Source organism: Vogesella urethralis, assembly GCF_007644045.2.
GTDB lineage: Bacteria > Pseudomonadota > Gammaproteobacteria > Burkholderiales > Chromobacteriaceae > Vogesella > Vogesella urethralis.
The window spans coordinates 71,240-88,990 of record NZ_VMDW02000090.1; the positions used below are offsets into that span (position 1 = coordinate 71,240).

Below are 17,751 nucleotides of genomic sequence, written 5' to 3' on the forward strand. Positions count from 1 at the left end.
GCCGCTTACCCCCCATTGCCGGAGATATTGCATGATCACACCGCAGGCCGCGCTTAACCGCCTGATCGACCAGAACGAACTGTTTCACGATGAAATGCTGGACCTGATGCGCCAGATCATGCGCGGCGAAGTCCCGCCAGCACTGATTGCGGCCATCCTGATCGGCTTGCGCGTCAAAACCGAGAGCGTGCTGGAGATTGCGGCCGCGGCCCAGGTGATGCGCGAGTTTGCCACTACCGTGCCGGTGCAGCAGCGCACCCATCTGGTAGACACCTGCGGTACTGGCGGCGACAAGAGTCATACTTTTAATATCTCCACGACCGCCGCCTTTGTCAGCGCGGCGGCAGGTGCCCGCGTGGCCAAGCATGGCGGCCGCTCGGTGTCGTCCAGTTCCGGCAGTGCCGACGTGCTGGAGGCGCTGGGCGTCAACCTGGCGCTCGATGCAGCCGGCGTGGCGCGCTGTATCGACCAGATCGGCGTCGGCTTCATGTTCGCCCCCAATCACCACACCGCCATGAAGTATGTGGCGCCGGTGCGCAAGGAGCTGGGCGTACGCACCATCTTCAATATTCTGGGCCCGCTGACCAACCCGGCCGGGGCTCCCAACCAGGTAATGGGCGTGTTCCACCCCGACCTGGTAGGCATCCAGGCGCGGGTGCTGCGTCAGCTGGGCAGCGAGCACGTGATGATCGTGCACGGTAGCGACGGCCTGGATGAAATCACGCTGTCCGGCAATACCCATGTGGCGGAGCTGAAAGATGGCGTCATTCTGGATTACACGCTGAACCCGGCTGATTTCGGCCTGGCGCAAGCGCCGTTGTCGGCCATCCGTGCCGAGAACGCCGAGGCTTCCCGCCAGTTCCTGCTGGACGTGCTGGCCGGCAAGCCCGGCCCGGCGCGCGATATCGTGCTACTGAATGCCGGTGCGGCCATCTACACCGCCGGTGTGGCCGCAACGCTGGCAGATGGCGTGCTGGCCGCAGCTGCCGCCATCGACAGCGGCGCTGCGCGTGCCAAGCTCGACGCGCTGGTGCAGCTGAGTCACAATATCGGCTGATGCCATTCGCAATGCACACTTATTTCTAAATAGACAAACAGACAAGCACTAGCCCATGACTATCGCTCAATCCATTTTCAAAGCCTACGATATCCGTGGTGTCGTCGGTGACACCCTGACAGACGATGCTGCCTACCTGATCGGCCGCGCCATCGGCAGCGAAGCGCGCCTGCGCAAAGTGTCGGCCATCTGCATTGGCCGTGACGGCCGCTTGTCCGGCCCGGCACTGGCCGGCCGCCTGGCTGAGGGTATTCGCGCTGCCGGTGTCGATGTGATCGACGTTGGCCGCGTCGCTACCCCGATGCTGTACTTTGCCGCTTACCAGCTGGAAACCTTCTCCGGCGTGATGGTGACCGGCAGCCACAATCCGCCAGACTACAACGGCTTCAAGATGATGCTGGATGGCGAGACGCTTGCCGGTGACTGGATCCAGACCCTGTACCAGCGCATCATCAACAACGACTTCGCCAGCGGCGAGGGCAGCTACCGTACCCACGACATTGCCGACGCCTACCACCAGCGCGTGGTCAGCGACGTGAAGCTGGCTCGCCCGATGAAGGTGATTGTCGATTGCGGCAACGGTGTGCCGGGCGACTTTGCGCCGCGTCTGTTCAAGGCGCTGGGTTGCGAAGTACAAGAGCTGTTCTGCGAAGTGGACGGCCATTTTCCTAACCACCACCCGGACCCGGCCAAGCCGGAAAACCTGCAGGACGTCATTCGCGCACTGCAAGACACCGACGCCGAAATCGGCCTGGCTTTCGATGGCGACGGTGATCGCCTGGGCGTGGTCACCAAAGATGGCAGCATCATCTGGCCGGACCGCCAGATGATGCTGTTTGCCGAAGACGTGCTCAGCCGTCAGCCGGGCGCGCGCATCATTTACGACGTGAAGTGTACCCGCCTGCTGGCGCCGGCGATCAAGGCTGCCGGCGGTGTGCCGATGATCAACCGCACCGGCCACAGCTTCATGAAAGCGGCGCTGAAAGCGCACCCGGATGGGGCGCTGGCCGGCGAGATGTCGGGCCACATTTTCTTCAAGGAGCGCTGGTACGGCTTTGACGATGGCTTGTACACCGGCGCCCGCCTGCTGGAAATCCTGTCCAAGGTGGCCGACCCGTCTGCCGTGCTGAACGCGCTGCCGAATGCCGTTTCCACGCCGGAACTGAACCTGAAGACGGCCGAAGGCGAAAACCACGCGCTGATCGCCCGCCTGCAGCAAACCGCCCAGTTTGACGGCGCCGAAGACATCATCACCATCGATGGTTTGCGCGTTGAGTACGCCGACGGTTTCGGCCTGATGCGCGCGTCCAATACCACGCCGGTGGTGGTGCTGCGTTTCGAAGCCGATAACGAAGCCGCGCTGCAACGCATCCAGAACGATTTCCGCCGTGTACTGGCGCAGGAAACCAGCGCAACGCTGCCGTTCTAGGCGATAATGGCGCCCGAGCCAGCCCTGCCGCTTGCCGGCAGGGCACCATGACGTACCAAAGGTTGGCCGCGGCCAACCTTTTGCATTTGCCGGCGCTTGCGCCGCACAGAAAGGACCCCCGATGTACGAAGAAGCCGCCAGTGCCTTCCAGACCGTGCGCGACCTGATGCGCTTTGCCGTGTCACGCTTCAACGAAGCCGAGCTTACCTACGGCCACGGCACCCAGAACGCCTACGACGAGGCGGCCTATCTGATCCTGTCGGCGCTGAACCTGCCGATCCAGCAACTGGAGCCGTATCTGGACGCGCGCTTGCTGCCGGGCGAAGTGGCCGACGTGCTGGCGCTGATCCGTCGTCGCGCCGAAGAGCGCGTGCCGGTAGCGTACCTGACCAACGAGGCGTGGCAGGGCGAGTTCAATTTTTACGTGGACGAGCGCGTGCTGGTGCCGCGCAGCTTCATCTACGAGCTGATGGGCGAGCCGCTGGCACCGTGGATCGAGCATCCGGAGCTGGTACACCGCGCGCTGGACCTGTGCACTGGCTCTGGCTGCCTGGCCATCCAGATGGCGCATCACTACCCGGATGCCGAGATCGACGCGGTAGACATCTCGCTGGACGCGCTGGAAGTGGCCAGCATCAACATCCAGAATTACGGTCTGGAAGACCGCATCCAGCTGATTCACAGCGATCTGGTAGAGGGCCTGGAAGAACCGTACGACCTGATCATCTCCAACCCGCCGTACGTGGACGCCGAATCGGTTGCCGCGCTGCCGGCCGAGTACCTGCACGAGCCCGAGCTGGCGCTGGGCTCGGGGGAAGATGGTCTGGACGCTACCCATGTCATTCTGCAGAATGCTGCCCGCCTGCTGAACCCGCAGGGTGTGCTGCTGGTGGAAATCGGCCACAACCGCGACGTGCTGGAAGCTGCTTACCCCAGCCTGCCGTTCGTGTGGATGGAAACCCAGAGTGGCGACGGCTTTGTGTTCCTGCTGACGCGCGAAGACCTGGTGGCTGCCGGCATGGGCGACCCGATGAACGACGCGGATTTCGCCGACGACTAAGCGGGCTGCCGAGGCCCGGCTTGTGCTAACCCCGCCACCTTGGTGGCGGGGTTTTGCTTGTCCACATTGCGGTGGGTAGGCATGAAAAAGCCCCGCATTCAGGCGGGGCTTGCGTTGACGGGCTGCTTGTTTATTTCTTCCACACCGGCTTGGGCGGGGTGCCTTCCGAGGTGGTGAGGATCTCGTAGCCGTCGGCGGTCACCAGGATGGTGTGTTCCCACTGCGCAGACAGGCTGCGGTCCTTGGTCACCACGGTCCAGCCGTCGGCCAGCAGGCGCAGGTGGCGTTTGCCCTGGTTGATCATCGGCTCGATGGTGAAGATCATGCCTTCTTGCAGCTCCAGGCCGGTGCCGGGCTGGCCGTAATGCAGTACCTGCGGTTCTTCGTGAAACTTGGTGCCGATGCCGTGGCCGCAGAACTCCTGCACCACGCTGTAGCCGGCGGCTTCGGCGTGACGCTGGATGGCGTAGCCGATGTCTCCCAGGTGCGTGCCCGGCTTCACTTTCTCGATGCCTTTCCACATGCACTCGTAGGTCACCTTGCACAGGCGGCGGGCAAACTCGCTCACCTCGCCCACGTAGTACATGCGGCTATTGTCGCCGTGGTAGCCGTCCTTGATCACGGTGATGTCCAGGTTGACGATGTCGCCCTTTTTCAGCGGCTTGTCATCGGGAATGCCGTGGCAGATCACGTGATTTACCGAGGTGCAGATCGATTTCGGGTACGGCGTGCCGCCGTCGGGTGCGTAGTTCAGCGGGGCAGGGATGGTGCCTTGCACGTTGACCATGTAGTCATGGCACAGGCGGTTCAGCTCTTCGGTGGTAACGCCCGGTTTGACGAACGGTGTGATGTAGTCCAGTACCTCGGCCGCCAGACGGCCGGCGATACGCATTTTTTCGATGTCTTGCTGATTCTTGATAACGATGGCCATGCTTCAGTCGCTTGATGAGTTAGGCGTGTATGGTAGCAAATACTACGTTTCGCGGGCACGGCTTGCGGATCAGGAATGAGGGAGCTTGCCAGGCTGCGCCGGTAGCGCGCTGCGGTCAGGCCAGAAACTGGTTGGGGTAGACTTCGTCGATCAGCGTGCGGCAGTCCACGATACGCAGATCGTTGTCTTTGGCGAAGTCCATCAGGAAGCGGTAGACGGCAGGCTGGATTTTTTCCAGCTTTTTGTCCACGGCGACGCAGCGGACGTTGTCCAGCATCATCGGGCGCACAAACTGGTGGTAGGCCAGTTTCTGGTCGTCGCCGAAGGAAGCCAGAATGCCGGCCAGGCGCTCGGCCCAGTCGCTGGGGCGGAAGGTACGGCCTTCGGAAGTCAGGCCTTGGATAACGATTTCGTACGGGTTGCAGATCATGGCTTTAACCGGGCGCTTGTTCTTGTGGGTGTGGTCTCAGCCCGTAGCCTGCTTTATTGAAAAGGGCATGGTATTGCCTGGCAGGTCATTCGGGTTGACCCTAATTCTAGCCTAAAATCGATTTCACTTCACGTTTTAGGCAGCTTGTTGCGCCACGGTTTTCCCTAATGTCAGAGCCGACGGAAAGCTGGCAGCGATGCCAGCAGGCGTTTGCCGTACTGTTGGCGCACGATGCGGTTGTCCAGGATGGTGACGCGGCCGTAGTCGCTTTCGGTGCGGATCAGGCGGCCTACCGCCTGTACCAGCTTGATCGACGCTTCCGGTACGGTCAGCTCGATGAACGGGTTGCCACCACGTTTTTCGATCCAGCGCGATAGCGTGCGGCCAACCGGGTCGTCCGGCATGGCAAACGGCAGCTTGGCGATGATGACATGCACGCAGGCTTCGCCCGGCAGGTCCAGCCCTTCCGAGAACGAGTCCAGGCCGAACAGCACGCTGGGGCGGTCGGCTTTCAGCGCTGCGTAGTGGTTTTCCAGCAGAACCGCCTTGGGTAGCTCGCCCTGCATCTGCACGTGCTGGCGTAGACCGGCCGGAATGCCTTCCGCCACTTCCTGCATCTGTTTGCGCGAGGTAAACAGCACCAGCGTGCCCAGCGGTTGGGACAGGTCGATCAGCTTGGGTAGCCAGTCGATGATCTCGCGGGTGTGCGCGGCCGGGTCTTTGGGCGTGGCGTGCAGCGGCGGCAGGTACAGCTCGCCCTGTTCGGTAAAGTTGAACGGCGACTCCAGTGCGACGCACTGTACGTCGGGCAGCCATTTCAGGCCGGTCTGCGACAGCAGCAGGTCGAAATTGCCCAGCGAGCGCAGCGTGGCGGAGGTGAGTAGAGCGCCGGAGGCGCGCCGCCACAGGTTCGCCGCCAGGCTGCCGGCAGCGGTAACCGGCGATGCCGAGAAAATGTAGTCGCCTTTGCCGTCGGCACGGCGGGTGACCCATTTGGCGATTGGCGGCGCGTTTTCGTCCGGCTCGCGTTCGTACAGGTCCCACAGCGCCACCATCGGTTCGACTTTGCTGACGAAGAAACCGGTGTCGGCGGCCAGCTTGTCCAGCAGCACGGCGTCCTGTTGTTTGTCCTTGCGCAGTGCGCCGATGGCGTCGCTGATGCCGGTAAGGTTCTTGTACAGCGCCCGTGCCGACAGTGCCATGTTGGCCGCCGGAATCTTCATGTGCTCGGGCAGGATGCCGTCTTCGATCAGCCAGCTGGGCTCCAGGTTGTCGCTATTGGCTTCCAGCTCGGTCTGGCCTTGCAGCAGCCACAGCCATTCGGTCAGGCTTTCCATGCAGGCGCCGGCGGCGTCCATCGCGTTGGCACACAGCTCGGGTTTGTCGATCAGCGTTTGTACGCGGGTGGCTAGTGCCGGTACTTTGTCCAGCCACGCCATGGCCTGCGCCAGGCTGTGTTCGGCGGCAAACTGGTTGACCGCCTTCTTGGCCAGGTGGTGCGCCTCGTCGATGCAGTACAGGCTTTGCTCCGGTGCCGGCAGGATGACGCCGCCACCCATCGATACGTCGGCCAGCAGCAAGTCATGGTTGGCTACGACCACGTCCACTTTTTCCAGCATGTCGCGCGCCAGGTAAAACGGGCATTCGGCACGGTTGGGGCAGCCGGCTTTCAGGCAGCCGTGGCGGTCGTTGGTGACGCGGCGCCACAGCTCGTCCTGGATATTTTCCGGCCAGCTGTCGCGGTCGCCGTTCCAGCGGCGGTAATGGAAGGCGTCGGCCAGCTGGCGCAGGGCGTCGATCTCCGCCTGTTCCGGCTTGCGCTCCCACAAGGCCATGCTCGGGTCCATCGCCAGCAACTCGCCCTGGGCGGTGTCGGCTGTCAATTGGTACAGGCGGTACGGGCACAGGTAGCGGCCGCGGCCCTTGGCTAGCGCAAAGGTCACTGCCAGGCCGCTTTTGTCGATCATGAACGGCAGGTCACGGTTGACCAGCTGTTCCTGTAGCGCGATGGTGGCGCTGGTGACCACCAGCTTCTTGCCGCGCGACTTGGCCATCACGCCGCCGGCCAGCAGGTAGGCCAGACTCTTGCCGACACCGGTGGGGCCTTCCACCACCACGATGCTGTCCCCGCTATTGTCTTCCGGCTCCTGCTCGTTATCCGTGGGCGGCATGGTGCAGCGGCCGAAGGCGTTGGCGATTTCGGCCAGCATGCGGCGCTGCGCCGCGCGCGGACGGAAGCCGGGCAGGTTGTCGGAAATGGCGCGGTAATGGTCGCGCAGCAGGTTCTTTTCGATGTCGGTCAGCATGGGCGGCATTGTAACGGATTGGGGCGGTGGCTGCTGGCAAGGCGACATCGGCTACGCTGTTTTGCGACTGCAGCATGACAGCATGGTGCGGCTGTGCTTACGATAGCGCCAAACAACGCCGCAGCGACGGCCATAACAGCACGACAGACAGCATAAAAAACGCAGTATCAAGAGGAGAGCACCGATGAATCCGGTGAGCAGAGTGTTGGTGGTGAGTGATGACGCCGCCTGGCGCAGCGATGTACTGGCGGCGCTGGAGGCAGTAACGGGCAAGATGGCCAACCCGTTCGGCCTGGTGTTCCAGGGGGTTGGCCGCAGCAGCGAGGCGCTGGAGCGCGTGGGCTGCGATGGCGAGATCCAGATCGTGCTGATCGACAAGGGCCTGAAAGAGAAGGGCGCCACCCAGCCGGCGGTACAGCTGGCCAACCAGATCAACCAGCTGCGCCCCGAGTTGTCGCTGTACATCCTGCTGCAGGATGACGACGAGAAAGTGCTGATGGAAGAGCTGGCCAGCCACGCGATTGACGGTTATTTCTACCGCGACGAGCGCGATTTCAACGGCTGGTTCCGCATTCTGGCCGCCGAGATGGGCGAGAAGGCGGCCACGCCGTTCTACGACAAGCTCAAGCAATACGTGCGCATGGCCAAGGATTCGTGGCACACGCCGGGCCACGCCGGTGGCGACTCGCTGAAAGGCAGCCCGTGGGTGGGCGACTTCTACGACTTTGTCGGCGAAGAGATGCTGCGCGCCGACCTGTCGGTGTCGGTGCCGATGCTGGATTCGCTGTTGCATCCCACCGGCGTCATTGCCGAGGCGCAAACCCTGGCTGCCAAAGCGTTTGGCGCCCGCAAAACCTATTTCGCTACCAACGGCACCTCCACCTCTAACAAGGTGATCTTCCAGACGCTGCTGGCACCAGGCGACAAACTGCTGCTGGACCGTAACTGCCACAAGTCCGTCCACCATGGCGTGATTTTGTCCGGCGCGCGCCCGGTGTATCTGGACTCCTCGGTCAACCGCCAATACGGCATTTTCGGCCCGGTGCCCAAGCAGGTGATCTTCGACGCCATTGCGGCCAACCCCGACGCCCGCGTGCTGATTCTGACCAGTTGCACCTACGACGGCCTGCGTTACGACCTCAAGCCCATCATCGAAGCCGCGCACGCGGCTGGTATCAAGGTGATCGTGGACGAGGCCTGGTACGGCCACGCCCGGTTCCACCATGCATTCCGGCCGACGGCGCTGGAGTCCGGTGCCGATTACGTTACCCAGAGCACGCACAAGATCCTGTCGGCGTTCTCGCAGGCGAGCATGATTCACGTCAATGACCCCGGCTTTGACGAGCACCTGTTCCGCGAAAACTTCAACATGCACACCTCCACCAGCCCGCAGTACAACCTGATCGCCAGCCTGGACGTGGCACGCAAGCAGGCGGTGACCGAGGGCTTCCGGCTGCTGGACCGCGCACTGAAGCTGGCGCAAGAGCTGCGGCAGAAGATCAATTCTACCGGCGCCTTCCGCGTGTTGGAGCTGGACGACCTGCTGCCCGAGGCGGTGCGCGAGGATGGCGTGCGGCTGGATCCTACCAAGCTGACGGTAGACATTTCGCAAAGCGGCTACTCGGCCGACGAGCTGCAGCGCGCACTGTTCGAGCGCTTCAATATCCAGATCGAAAAATCCACCTTCAATACCATCACCCTGCTGCTGACGGTGGGTACCACGCGCAGCAAGATGTCGCGGCTGTTCGACGCACTGTTGCGGCTGGCCAAGGAGCAACGTCCGCCGCGTGCGGCGGGCCGCATGCCGGAGATTCCGGGGTTTTCACGGCTGGCCTGCCTGCCGCGCGACGCGTTTTACGAGGCCGGCGAGCGCCTGCCGCTGCTGGACGACGACGGGCTGCCCAACCCGGCGCTGAACGGCCGCGTTTGCTGCGACCAGGTGGTGCCGTACCCGCCGGGCATTCCGGTGCTGGTGCCGGGGCAGGTGATCGAGGCCAATATCGTGGCCTATATGGCGCGGCTGCTGAAAACGCAGAAATCCATCGAAATGCATGGCCTGGACGAGAGTGGCGGCGACTACTGCGTGCGCGTGCTGCGCGACGACGAACTGGCCGAACTGCCCAGTCGCAGCTGGTTCAACTGACCGTTCTGACAGGGCATGATGTTTTATTAAACAGTCATGCCCCAGGCTGAAACTGGTAACAAATCGCCGGAGTGCTGCAAGTGATTGATCTTGCAGCATTCCGGCTTTTTTCTGCCGCTTTGCCGCCTTGCGCCAGCTGGCGCGGGCTTGTCACCAGTGTGGATTTCGTATACATATAACCATGTCGCAATTTTGTAAATCATGATTTCATCATGGCGAAAATTGCGTTGATCAACCCGATGACAGATGGTTTGCGTGTAGTAATGTGCCGCCGCGCATGAAAACGCCTTGTTTTCACAGCGCCGTGGCATTAATTTTTTCCGGAACCCGATATGAAGCAGCCCAAACACTTTCTCCAGTTCACAGACCTTTCCGCCGCGGAGTACCAACATCTCTTCGAGCGCGCCCAGGTACTGAAGCGACGACAAGTGTCCGGCGAACTGTACCAACCGCTGGTTGGCCGCGTCATGTCGATGATTTTCGAAAAGAACTCCACGCGTACCCGCGTATCGTTCGAGGCCGGCATGTCGCAGCTGGGCGGCCACGCCATGTTCCTGGACGGCAAGAGCTCGCAGATCGGCCGTGGTGAGCCGGTGGAAGACACCGCCCGCGTGCTGTCGCGCATGGTCGACATCATCATGATCCGCACCTTCGAGCAGAGCATGGTGGAAAGGTTGGCCGCGTACTCCCGCGTGCCGGTGATCAACGGCCTGACCAACGAATACCATCCGTGCCAGATCCTGGCCGATATCCTGACCTATATCGAGCACCGCGGCAGCATTGCCGGCAAGACGGTGGCCTGGATCGGCGACGGCAACAATATGGCGCGTACCTGGCTGCAGGCCGCCAAGCTGCTGGGCTTCAAGCTCAAGGTGGCCACGCCGGTGGGGTACGAGCTGCAGGTGCTGGACGGCCAGCATTACGATAGCGACTGTTTTGAAGCCTTCCACAACCCGGCGTCCGCCGTGGCCGGCGCCGATCTGGTGACCACCGACGTGTTTACCAGCATGGGCTTTGAAGGCGAGGCCGAAGCGCGGCGTGATGCGTTTGCCGGTTACATGGTCAGCGAAGACCTGATGAAGCTGGCCAAGCCGGATGCGCTGTTCATGCACTGCCTGCCGGCGCACCGTGGCGAGGAAGTGGCGGCCGAAGTGATCGACGGCCCGCAAAGCGTGGTATGGGACGAAGCGGAAAACCGCATGCACGCCCAGAAAGCCCTGATTGAATACCTGATGCTGGGTCGCGTACACGACTGACCCGGCTTGTAGACTGAGAGAGAAGACGATGGCAGACATCAATAAAGTGGTACTGGCCTATTCCGGTGGCCTGGATACTTCGGTGATCCTGAAGTGGTTGCAAGACACCTATCAGTGTGAAGTGGTGACCTTCACCGCCGACCTGGGGCAAGGCGAAGAGCTGGAGCCGGCTCGCCAGAAGGCGCTGCAGTTCGGCATCAAGCCGGAAAACATTTTCATCGACGACCTGCGCGAAGAGTTCGTGCGTGACTTCGTGTTCCCGATGTTCCGCGCCAACACCATTTACGAAGGCGAGTACCTGCTGGGCACCTCCATCGCCCGCCCGCTGATCGCCAAGCGCCAGATCGAGATCGCCAACCTGACCGGTGCCGACGCGGTATCGCACGGTGCGACCGGTAAGGGTAACGACCAGGTGCGTTTCGAGCTGGGCTACTACGGCCTGAAGCCGGACGTGAAAGTGATCGCCCCGTGGCGCGAGTGGGACCTGCTGTCCCGCGAGAAGCTGCTGGCCTACGCCGAGAAAAACGGCATTCCGGTGGACATGAAGCACAAGAACGGTGGCGCGCCGTACTCGATGGACGCCAACCTGCTGCACATCTCCTTTGAAGGCCGTCACCTGGAAAACCCGTCCGCCGAGGCGGAAGAAGCCATGTGGCGCTGGACCGTATCGCCGGAAGCGGCACCGGATGCGCCGGAATACCTGGACGTAGAGTTCGAAAAAGGCGACATCGTGGCGCTGAACGGCGTACGTCTGGCTGCCCACGAAGTGCTGGCCAAGCTGAACGAGCTGGGCGGCAAGCACGGCATCGGCCGTCTGGACCTGGTGGAAAACCGCTACGTGGGCATGAAGTCCCGCGGTTGCTACGAAACCCCGGGCGGTACCATCATCCTGAAGGCGCACCGTGCCATTGAGTCGATCACGCTGGACCGCGAAGTGGCCCACCTGAAGGACGACCTGATGCCGCGTTACGCCAGCCTGATTTACAACGGCTACTGGTGGGCGCCGGAGCGCAAGGCACTGCAAACCCTGATCGACTACACCCAGCAAACCGTCAACGGCTGGGTACGCCTGAAGCTGTACAAGGGCAATGTGATCGTGGTGAGCCGCGACTCCAAAACCAACTCGCTGTTCGACATGAACATCGCCACCTTCGACGACGACGGCGGCGCCTACAACCAGGCCGACGCTGGCGGCTTCATCAAGCTGAACGCACTGCGCATGCGCATTGCCGGCCGTCTGAACAAGTAAGCCAAACGGTATCGATCTGTTCAAACCGCACCCCACGGGGTGCGGTTTTTTATTACCGCTTCTATAATGGCGGCCAACCTTTTAGCGCAAAGACATCATGAGCGAAGAGCAATTTACCAACTGGTCGATGGGCATCCTGCTCACCGGCTTGATCATTTTCATGGGCTTCATCATTTACGATCTGGGCAAGAAGTCCAACGCCGGCAAGACCGGCATGATCGCGTTGTTCATCGTGCTGGGCTTCGGCGTGGTGGGCTTCGTGTTCAAGAACGTGCTGGTGGAGTTCATGCTGCTCAAATGAGCGCGGCAGAGAGCACGCTGCACGGCACGCTTGGCAGTTGGGATTCGGCACGCGGCTTTGGTTTCATCCGGCAGCAGGATGGCAGCCGCCTGTTTGTGCACCATTCCGCCTTTGCCGGCAAGCCGCCGGCAGTGGGCGAAGGCGTCAGCTACCGCACCGGTACCGGGCGAGATGGCCGTCCGTTGGCTGCGTGGGCGCGTTCTGCCGCCAGCCCGGCGCCCGCTGCCGCCAAGCAGCAGGGCTGTATCCGGCATTGGGACGCGGCGCGCGGTTTCGGCTTTATAGAAACTGGCGACGGCGACGAGCTGTTCGTACACGTTTCGGCGTTTGCCGCCTCGCCACGCCGCCCGCAAGCGGGCGAGCGCGTCTATTTCAAGCGCGGCCTGAACGGGCAGGGGCGCGAGGTGGCGGTGTGGGCGGCGTTTGCCACCTTGCCGGATCTGCACGTTCTGGCGGCAGCCAGACCCGCGCGCGCGGCGTGGCCGTGGCCGCAGTGGCCGGCGCTGGTGTGGTGGCTGCTGGCGCTGTGGCAGCTGCCACGCTGGGCGGCCGCCGCGGCGCTGGTGTTGTCCGCGCTGCTGTTTGTGCTGTACTGGCAAGACAAGCGTGCGGCGCAGGCCGGGCGCTGGCGCACGCCGGAAAGCACCCTGCACCTGCTGGCCATCTTTAGCGGCTGGCCCGGTGCGGCATTGGCGCAGCACTGGCTGCGTCACAAATCGGCCAAGCCCGGTTTTCGCCGTGTGTTCTGGTTGACGGTGCTGCTGAACCTGCTGGCGCTGACGGCCTGGGCGTGGCCCGCATTGCCGGCTGCACTGCTGGCGGCCAACTTCGGCTAGAATACGCGCCACTCTCGCATAAGGAAGAACAAGATGCCATCGTTTGACATTGTGTCCGAAGTGGACAAAAACGAAGTCCGTAATGCGGTAGACCAATCCAATAAGGAAGTTTCTACCCGCTACGACTTCAAGGGCAGCGACGCCCGTATCGAAAGCGGCGACAAGACGCTGACGCTGTTTGCCGACAGCGAATTCCAGCTGGATCAGGTGAACGACATCCTGACCACCAAGCTGGCCAAGCGCGGTGTGGACGTGCGCTGCATGGAGTACGGCAAGCTGGAGAAGGTCAGCGGCAACAAGGTGAAGAAGGTGCTGACCGTGAAGGAAGGCCTGGAAACCGACCTGGCCAAGAAGATCGTGAAGCTCATCAAGGACAGCAAGCTGAAGGTGCAAGCCAGCATCCAGGGCGAGGCGGTGCGCGTTTCCGGCGCCAAGCGCGACGTGCTGCAAGAAGTGATGGCACTGATGCGCAAGGAAATTGCCGGCGATATGGAAAACGGCTTCCCGCTGCAGTTCAACAACTTCCGCGATTGATGCCATAGCCGGCCACGTTGTGCAAACGTTGGCCGCACGACGCGACAAGGCCGCTGCACATGCAGCGGCCTTGTGCTTTGTGGCGCTTAGCGGTCCAGGTCGGCGGCGCTGTGGCGTTCGGCCAGTTGCTCGGCCTCGTCGCCCCAGGTGCGGTTGACGCGGCGGCCGCGTTGTACCGCCGGGCGCTCGGCGATCTCGCGTGCCCAGCGCTGTACGTGCGGGTAGTCGTCCACCTGCAGGAACTCGGCGGCGCCGTACAGCTGGCCCAGTACCAGCGCACCGTACCACGGCCATACCGCGATATCGGCAATGCTGTAGCTGTCACCGCCCAGGTACGGGCTGTCGGCCAGGCGGCGGTTCAGCACGTCCAGCTGGCGCTTGGCTTCCATGCTGAAGCGGTCGATCGCGTATTCGATCTTCACCGGCGCGTATTGGTAGAAATGACCAAAACCGCCCCCCAGATACGGCGCGCTGCCCATCTGCCAGAACAGCCAGTTCAGCGTTTCGGTGCGGCCGGCTAAGTCCTGCGGCAGGAACGCGCCGAACTTTTCGGCCAGGTACAGCAAGATGGCGCCGGACTCGAACACGCGTACCGGCTGCTCGCCGCTGTAGTCCATCAGTGCCGGGATCTTGCTGTTGGGGTTGACCTCGACAAAGCCGCTGCCGAACTGGTCGCCCTGCTGGATGCGGATCAGCCAGGCGTCGTATTCGGCGCCGGTGTGGCCTAGCGCCAGCAGTTCTTCCAGCAGGATGGTGACTTTCACACCGTTGGGGGTGGCCAGCGAGTACAGCTGCAGCGGATGTTGGCCGCGTGGTAGCGCTTGCTCGTGGGTGGGGCCGGCAATCGGGCGGTTGATATTGGCAAACTGGCCGCCATTGGCCTGTTTCCACTCCCAGACGCGGGGCGGGGTGTACGGTTGCTCGCTCATGCGGGGCTCCTGCGGTAGTAGACAAGGTTGGCCGCAAGGCGCGGCATGGCAGGCAGATGGGGGCGGGGCGGCAGGCTTAAAGACGCGTGGCCGGGCGGCTGGCAGAACAGTGTGTGCAGTGGTTGCTCAGGGCTGCGGGCCGATCGGTTCCGCCAGCACGATACGGTTGCGCCCCTGGCTCTTGGCCTGGTACATGGCGGCGTCGGCACGGTTCACCAGGCTGTCCGGGCTTTCGCCGCCCAGCCAGCTGGCCACGCCGATACTGGCGGTGAGCGGCAGGGTGAGTTCGGCATGGTGCAGCGGCTGGGCTGCCATCGCCATGCGCAGACGGCTGGCAATCTGCTGGGCCTCGGCCTGGCTGGCGTTGGGCAGCGCAATCGCGAATTCTTCGCCGCCCAGGCGGCCGATCACGTCGCCGTCGCGCAGGCATTGTTGGGCAATGCCTACCACGTGGCACAGCGCCTGGTCGCCACGCTGGTGGCCCCAGGTGTCGTTGATGCGTTTGAAGTGGTCGAGGTCCAGCAGCAGTACCGACACCGGAAAGTGCATGCGCTGGGCGTAGTGGGTGAGCTGGTCCAGTAGCACCAGAAAGGCGCGACGGTTGTATACCCCGGTCAGCGAGTCGCGGTCGGCCATCTGTTTCAGTTCGCGGGTGACGTACTCGTTAGCCAGCATGACCACGGAAAAGCCCAGCAGTACCACGGCAATGATGGTTTCCACCACCACCAGGTGCGAGATGAGCAGCGTGCCGTGGCTGTCGAACATGCCTTGCTGGCCGAGATTGAACAGCCACGGGCGCAGCAGCAGGAACAAGCCGTGGCCGCCGCAGATGACGGCATACAGGTAGCGGGCAGGGTAGTGGCGCAAGCCGCCGGTCGCCATCTGGCGCCCAGCCAGCAGGAACAGAATCCCCATGGCGTAGCTTTGCAGCAGAAAACGCGCGCCCTGATTCGGGTCAACCATGGTGAAGTACAGCGCACTGGCCAGCAGCATGCTGCCACTGGCTATGGCGGCCAGTAGCGGCAAGCGCGGCAAGCCAAGGTAGCGCCGGGCTGCGGCAAGGTTCAGCCAGGTCAGCAGAAAGGACGATAGCTGCGTCACGCTCACTTGCAACCACTCGCCGCTACTGTCACGCCACAAGATATTGACGCATACCAGCAAGCCGCAAGCAAACGCCAGCGTCCAGCCTTTCAGGCCGGGAATGTGGGTATTGAGGCGCCAGGCTGCCAGCAGCATCAGGGTCATGGTGACCATCAGGATGGCGGCAATGGCCACAAGAGTAGGGCTGTGCAAGTTGAGTGGTCCGCTGGGTAACGAGGACGGTAGTGTGCAGATAGGCAGCCATTATATTCGTGCAGTGGCTGCGCGGGCGAATATATCGAAATGATGCGGTTTGCTGCATGACCATGTGCTATTGGTGCTGTTGCCTGCACGTTTGCAACACATGGCGATGCGTGTTTGCCACCGGCATGCCGGTCTGGTGCCTGTGTCAGGCTACGTGGGCTTGGTAAGCGGCCTTATTTGCATTAATATGGAATTTGCTTATCAATAAGCCATCAATTTTAAATTTAATTAGAACAATCACACACATCACCCGTTATCGTGAAAGTGCTTTTCTATCGTGTTGCGCTGTTGGGCAACCGGCACGCCCCATGGCTGCTGGCCTTGTGCTGCAGCATCGCCACCACATTGCTTGTCCTGTCGGTTGCCCATAATGCGCTACAACAGGAGGGTCGCGCCGCCGCGCGCCTGGTCGAGCAACGTCTTACCGGTGTGCTGGCCGGTTTGCAGGGTAGTGCTACGCCCAGGCTGCTGGCCCTGCGTCATGATTGCGATGCCTTCGTGGACGAGGCGCGGCGGCTGGTGCTGCGTAACCCCTACGTCCGCTCTGTCAGCCTGGCCGACGCCGGGCAGCGAACGCTGACCTGTAGCAGCATCACCGGTCACCAGCAACTGCAGCTCGGGCAGGGTCAGCGGGTGCCTCCGCTGATCTATTTGCCAAACAGCCCGCTGGTGCCGGGCACCTCTACCCTGGTATGGCATTACCTGCATGCTGACGCCAGGCTGTTCTACGGCATGAACCTGCTGATGTTGCGGGCCATCTTCCCCGAACACCAGGATTACCTGCAGGTCTATATACAGGTAGGCCGCTACCGGCTGACTGGCAATGGCTTGCTGCCGCGCGGGGGGGAGCCGGTGGCCGTTTCCAGCAACCGTTATTTCAGCACCGGCTTTGCCTACGATAGCGGTGGTTTGTTGCGCTATACCCTGTACCACTATCTGGGCTACTGGCTACTGCTACAGGCCTTTTCGCTGCTGATCTATCGCCTGGTGTGCCGGCAGCAAACCGGCGAAGCGAGAATGCGGCGTGACATTGCGCAAGGCTTGTCACGGCAACAGTTCAGCGCATACATCCAGCCGGTTTTCAGCCGCGAGGGCGGTTTGTGTGGTGGGGAGGTCCTGATCCGCTGGCGTCACCATCGCCGTGGCTTTATCCCGCCGGACAGCTTTATTGCCGTGGCGGAGTCCAGTGGCCAGATCAACCGCCTGTTCCAGGTATTGCTGCAGCAGGTCAACACGATGCTGAACCAAGCCGGCGTGCACCTGCCGCCGGGTTTTCAGCTGGGCCTCAATATTTGTGCGCAGCAACTACTGGATGACGGCCTGCTGCAAGGCTGCCGCCAGTTGCAGGCAAGGCTGCAGCAGTGCGGGGGCGAACTGATGCTGGAGCTGACCGAGCGCGCCAGTCTGCCGGATGACGAGCGCTGCTATCGGGTGCTGGAGCAACTGAAACAGCTGGGTATCCGGATGGCAATGGACGATTTTGGTACCGGTCACTCGTCCTTGGTCTACCTCACCCGCATGCAGGTGGACTGCATCAAGATTGACCGCAGCTTTGTCAGCCAACTACGCCAGGGGCAACCCGGCGATATCGTCGCCAACGTCATCGACCTGGCGCGGCGGCTGGGTATGGCAACGGTCGCCGAAGGGGTGGAGACCGCATACCAGCATTGCCGTCTGGTGGAGATGGGGGTAGACCGCTTGCAGGGCTACCACTTTGCCAGACCGATGCCACTGCAAGAATTCGTGGACTGCTACTTGCAGCCATTGGCAGGTAGTGAAACAAACGCCACGCAAGTGCCCGCCACGGCTAGCCCGGAGGCGGGTGCCTAGGGCTTGCCCCTCGGGGCGCCCGCCGGTGGCTGCTTGCTCAAGCCGTGCCAGCCGGGTCGGCGCCCGCTGCGGCGCCCGACGTTTCGAACAGTGCCCCACAGGCCAAGCGCCGACAC

The 17,751-nt window shown here is 62.4% G+C and carries 16 protein-coding genes; 10 read left to right on the forward strand and 6 right to left on the reverse strand.

Annotated elements, in window-relative coordinates; genetic code table 11:
• Positions 1-31 precede the first annotated feature (31 nt).
• The 3 genes from trpD (at position 32) to prmB (ending at position 3,546) form a co-directional block, all read left to right on the forward strand.
• Positions 32-1,057: an anthranilate phosphoribosyltransferase gene (trpD, locus tag FLQ03_RS10720; RefSeq protein ID WP_144372183.1), complete on the forward strand. Its 1,026-nt coding sequence runs from the start codon at positions 32-34 to the stop codon at positions 1,055-1,057.
• A gap of 55 nt (positions 1,058-1,112) precedes the next feature.
• Positions 1,113-2,486: a phosphomannomutase/phosphoglucomutase gene (locus FLQ03_RS10725; RefSeq protein WP_144372184.1), complete on the forward strand. Its 1,374-nt coding sequence runs from the start codon at positions 1,113-1,115 to the stop codon at positions 2,484-2,486.
• A 121-nt stretch (positions 2,487-2,607) separates the two neighbouring features.
• Positions 2,608-3,546 (forward strand): 50S ribosomal protein L3 N(5)-glutamine methyltransferase, encoded by a 939-nt coding sequence (gene prmB, locus FLQ03_RS10730; protein WP_144372185.1) that lies wholly within the window; start codon positions 2,608-2,610, stop codon positions 3,544-3,546.
• A 130-nt stretch (positions 3,547-3,676) separates the two neighbouring features.
• Here the strand turns inward: prmB and map are convergent, their stop codons facing one another.
• The 3 genes from map to dinG all read right to left on the reverse strand — a co-directional run bounded on the left by map (position 3,677) and on the right by dinG (position 7,213).
• The gene (gene map / locus FLQ03_RS10735; protein ID WP_144372186.1) at positions 3,677-4,477 is read right to left on the reverse strand and encodes a type I methionyl aminopeptidase; all 801 of its coding nucleotides are present in this window, start codon (positions 4,475-4,477) and stop codon (positions 3,677-3,679) included.
• A 115-nt stretch (positions 4,478-4,592) separates the two neighbouring features.
• A complete protein-coding gene (locus tag FLQ03_RS10740) occupies positions 4,593-4,907 on the reverse strand; it encodes a DUF3579 domain-containing protein (RefSeq protein ID WP_017509791.1) in 315 nt (104 codons plus the stop codon).
• Positions 4,908-5,077: 170 nt separating this feature from the next.
• On the reverse strand, positions 5,078-7,213 hold the full coding sequence (dinG, locus tag FLQ03_RS10745) for an ATP-dependent DNA helicase DinG (protein ID WP_144372187.1): 2,136 nt from the start codon (positions 7,211-7,213) through the stop codon (positions 5,078-5,080).
• A 184-nt stretch (positions 7,214-7,397) separates the two neighbouring features.
• Between dinG and FLQ03_RS10750 the strand changes: the two genes are divergently transcribed.
• Entirely contained in the window at positions 7,398-9,356 is a 1,959-nt protein-coding gene (locus FLQ03_RS10750; protein WP_144372188.1) for an aminotransferase class I/II-fold pyridoxal phosphate-dependent enzyme, read from the forward strand.
• A gap of 26 nt (positions 9,357-9,382) precedes the next feature.
• Here the strand turns inward: FLQ03_RS10750 and FLQ03_RS19120 are convergent, their stop codons facing one another.
• The gene (locus FLQ03_RS19120; protein WP_170252374.1) at positions 9,383-9,784 is read right to left on the reverse strand and encodes a hypothetical protein; all 402 of its coding nucleotides are present in this window, start codon (positions 9,782-9,784) and stop codon (positions 9,383-9,385) included.
• On the opposite strand from FLQ03_RS19120, the gene argF reads away from it, so the two are divergent.
• From argF to FLQ03_RS10775, 5 genes are all read left to right on the forward strand, one after another.
• On the forward strand, positions 9,689-10,612 hold the full coding sequence (gene argF / locus FLQ03_RS10755; RefSeq protein ID WP_144372189.1) for an ornithine carbamoyltransferase: 924 nt from the start codon (positions 9,689-9,691) through the stop codon (positions 10,610-10,612). The two genes, FLQ03_RS19120 and argF, sit on opposite strands and share 96 nt — an antisense overlap.
• A 28-nt stretch (positions 10,613-10,640) precedes the next feature.
• Positions 10,641-11,861 carry an argininosuccinate synthase gene (locus FLQ03_RS10760; RefSeq protein ID WP_144372190.1) on the forward strand — a complete coding sequence of 407 codons (1,221 nt, stop codon included), beginning with the start codon at positions 10,641-10,643 and terminating at the stop codon, positions 11,859-11,861.
• Between the two features lie 97 nt (positions 11,862-11,958).
• Positions 11,959-12,162 (forward strand): DUF2788 domain-containing protein, encoded by a 204-nt coding sequence (locus FLQ03_RS10765; protein ID WP_017509796.1) that lies wholly within the window; start codon positions 11,959-11,961, stop codon positions 12,160-12,162.
• Positions 12,159-12,998, forward strand: a complete 840-nt coding sequence (locus FLQ03_RS10770) for a DUF1294 domain-containing protein (RefSeq protein WP_144372191.1) — start codon at positions 12,159-12,161, stop codon at positions 12,996-12,998. Before FLQ03_RS10765 ends, FLQ03_RS10770 begins: the two co-directional genes overlap by 4 nt.
• Before the next feature lie 33 nt (positions 12,999-13,031).
• Complete coding sequence (locus FLQ03_RS10775; RefSeq protein WP_144372192.1) at positions 13,032-13,532, forward strand: YajQ family cyclic di-GMP-binding protein; 501 nt, start codon at positions 13,032-13,034, stop codon at positions 13,530-13,532.
• 86 nt (positions 13,533-13,618) lie between these two features.
• Here FLQ03_RS10775 and yghU read toward each other — a convergent pair whose 3' ends face one another.
• Both yghU and FLQ03_RS10785 read right to left on the reverse strand, forming a co-directional pair.
• Positions 13,619-14,461 carry a glutathione-dependent disulfide-bond oxidoreductase gene (yghU, locus tag FLQ03_RS10780; protein WP_144372193.1) on the reverse strand — a complete coding sequence of 281 codons (843 nt, stop codon included), beginning with the start codon at positions 14,459-14,461 and terminating at the stop codon, positions 13,619-13,621.
• A 126-nt stretch (positions 14,462-14,587) separates the two neighbouring features.
• Entirely contained in the window at positions 14,588-15,754 is a 1,167-nt protein-coding gene (locus FLQ03_RS10785; RefSeq protein WP_206210949.1) for a GGDEF domain-containing protein, read from the reverse strand.
• A 309-nt stretch (positions 15,755-16,063) separates the two neighbouring features.
• Between FLQ03_RS10785 and FLQ03_RS10790 the strand changes: the two genes are divergently transcribed.
• Entirely contained in the window at positions 16,064-17,635 is a 1,572-nt protein-coding gene (locus FLQ03_RS10790) for an EAL domain-containing protein (RefSeq protein WP_144372194.1), read from the forward strand.
• The last annotated feature ends 116 nt before the right edge of the window (positions 17,636-17,751 follow it).

Coding starts and splice junctions, on each gene's coding strand:
- trpD (WP_144372183.1), top strand. CDS start 32: ATGATCACACCGCAGGCCGCGCTTAACCGCCTGATCGACCAGAACGAA.
- FLQ03_RS10725 (WP_144372184.1), top strand. CDS start 1,113: ATGACTATCGCTCAATCCATTTTCAAAGCCTACGATATCCGTGGTGTC.
- prmB (WP_144372185.1), top strand. CDS start 2,608: ATGTACGAAGAAGCCGCCAGTGCCTTCCAGACCGTGCGCGACCTGATG.
- map (WP_144372186.1), bottom strand. CDS start 4,477: ATGGCCATCGTTATCAAGAATCAGCAAGACATCGAAAAAATGCGTATC.
- FLQ03_RS10740 (WP_017509791.1), bottom strand. CDS start 4,907: ATGATCTGCAACCCGTACGAAATCGTTATCCAAGGCCTGACTTCCGAA.
- dinG (WP_144372187.1), bottom strand. CDS start 7,213: ATGCTGACCGACATCGAAAAGAACCTGCTGCGCGACCATTACCGCGCC.
- FLQ03_RS10750 (WP_144372188.1), top strand. CDS start 7,398: ATGAATCCGGTGAGCAGAGTGTTGGTGGTGAGTGATGACGCCGCCTGG.
- argF (WP_144372189.1), top strand. CDS start 9,689: ATGAAGCAGCCCAAACACTTTCTCCAGTTCACAGACCTTTCCGCCGCG.
- FLQ03_RS10760 (WP_144372190.1), top strand. CDS start 10,641: ATGGCAGACATCAATAAAGTGGTACTGGCCTATTCCGGTGGCCTGGAT.
- FLQ03_RS10765 (WP_017509796.1), top strand. CDS start 11,959: ATGAGCGAAGAGCAATTTACCAACTGGTCGATGGGCATCCTGCTCACC.
- FLQ03_RS10770 (WP_144372191.1), top strand. CDS start 12,159: ATGAGCGCGGCAGAGAGCACGCTGCACGGCACGCTTGGCAGTTGGGAT.
- FLQ03_RS10775 (WP_144372192.1), top strand. CDS start 13,032: ATGCCATCGTTTGACATTGTGTCCGAAGTGGACAAAAACGAAGTCCGT.
- yghU (WP_144372193.1), bottom strand. CDS start 14,461: ATGAGCGAGCAACCGTACACCCCGCCCCGCGTCTGGGAGTGGAAACAG.